General features: G+C 64.1%; 2 protein-coding genes. One reads left to right on the plus strand and one right to left on the minus strand.

Annotation, left to right across the window (positions count from 1 at the left end; genetic code table 11):
• The coding region (locus EOD07_RS33990; RefSeq protein WP_164772822.1) for an RNA methyltransferase at positions 1-373 on the plus strand (373 nt) is incomplete at its 5' end.
• 48 nt (positions 374-421) lie between these two features.
• Here the strand turns inward: EOD07_RS33990 and EOD07_RS33995 are convergent.
• Positions 422-1342 (minus strand): 2-hydroxy-3-oxopropionate reductase, encoded by a 921-nt coding sequence (locus tag EOD07_RS33995; protein WP_127238315.1) that lies wholly within the window; start codon positions 1340-1342, stop codon positions 422-424.
• Positions 1343-1506: the final 164 nt, after the last annotated feature.

Here is a 1506-nt window from a genome sequence, read left to right on the forward strand (position 1 = left end):
CATCACCCCCGCCCGCCACAGCCCTCAGGAATCCGGCGTGCTGGCGAAATCCGCGTCCGGCGCGCTGGAGCATATCGACCAGATCGAGGTGAAGAACCTCGCCGATGCGCTAGGGCAGTTGCACGAGGCCGGCTTCCAGACCATCGGGCTCGATTCGGAAGGACCGGCCGAGCTCGAAATGACCTTCGACGGTGAGAAGATCGCGCTCGTGCTGGGCGCGGAAGGCAAGGGCCTGCGGCAGAAGACCCGCGAGACGGTGACCGCGCTGGCACGGCTCGATATGCCAGGCGCTATCCGCTCGCTCAACGTATCGAACGCGGCGGCGGTCAGCCTTTACGCGGCGAGGAAGTTTTTGAAAGTGAATAGTGAATAGTCAATGGTGAATGGGACGACGCCCCGACTATTCACCATTCACCATTGACTATTCACCCATTTCGTATCCCGCCATCCGCTCCAGCGCCCTGACCAGCGCCGAGTGATCCTCCTTGGCGCCGCCATTGGCCGCACAGGAATTGAACAGCTGCTGCGTGGTCGAGGTGTTGGGCAGGGATACGCCGAGCGCCTTCGCGCCTTCCAGCGCCAGGTTGAGGTCCTTCTGGTGCAGCTCGATGCGGAAGCCCGGCGCGAAGGTGCGCTTGATCATGCGCTCGCCATGCACTTCGAGGATCCGCGAGGCGGCGAGCCCGCCCATCAGCGCCTGCCTGACCTTGGCCGGATCGGCGCCCGCCTTCGAGGCAAAGACGAGGGCTTCTCCGACGGCTTCGATGGTCAGCGCCACGACGATCTGGTTGGCGACCTTGGTGGTCTGGCCGACGCCGTTCGGGCCGACCAGGGTGATGTTCTTGCCCATCTTCTCGAAGATCGGCCTGGCGCGCTCAAACGCCTTTTCCTCGCCGCCGACCATGATGGTGAGCGAGGCGGCCTTGGCGCCGACCTCACCGCCAGATACCGGCGCGTCGAGATAATCGCAGCCGAGATCGTTGATCTTCCCGGCGAATTCCTTAGTGGCGATCGGCGAGATCGAGCTCATGTCGATGACGAGCTTGCCCTTGGACAGACCAGAGGCGACGCCGTTCTCGCCGAAGAGAACGTCCGCGACCTGCGGAGTATCCGGGACCATGGTGATGATGATGTCGGCAGCCTTGGCCACGGCATCGTGGCCGGTGACAGGCTTCAAGCCCTTGGCGATGAGATCGGCCGGCGGCTTCGAGCGGTGATCACTGGCGATGACGTGATAGCCGGCGTCGAGAAGGTGCCCCGCCATTGGCGCGCCCATGATGCCAAGGCCGATGAAACCGATGGTTTCCATTGATTTGCCCCGAATTCTGAGGCGCCCCCTCATCCGGCCCTTCGGGCCACCTTCTCCCCGGCGGGGAAAAGAGGAGGCGCCAGTGTTGACAGTCTCTTCTCCTTTCGGGGAGAAGGTGGCCGCGCAGCGGCCGGATGAGGGGGCCTCGGCTCTAAGCGGCAGCGCTCCCCTGCCCGGCCAATGCCTTGAACCAACCC

This window comes from Mesorhizobium sp. M2C.T.Ca.TU.002.02.1.1, from assembly GCF_003997225.1.

Coding starts and splice junctions, on each gene's coding strand:
- EOD07_RS33995 (WP_127238315.1), bottom strand. CDS start 1,342: ATGAGGGGGCGCCTCAGAATTCGGGGCAAATCAATGGAAACCATCGGT.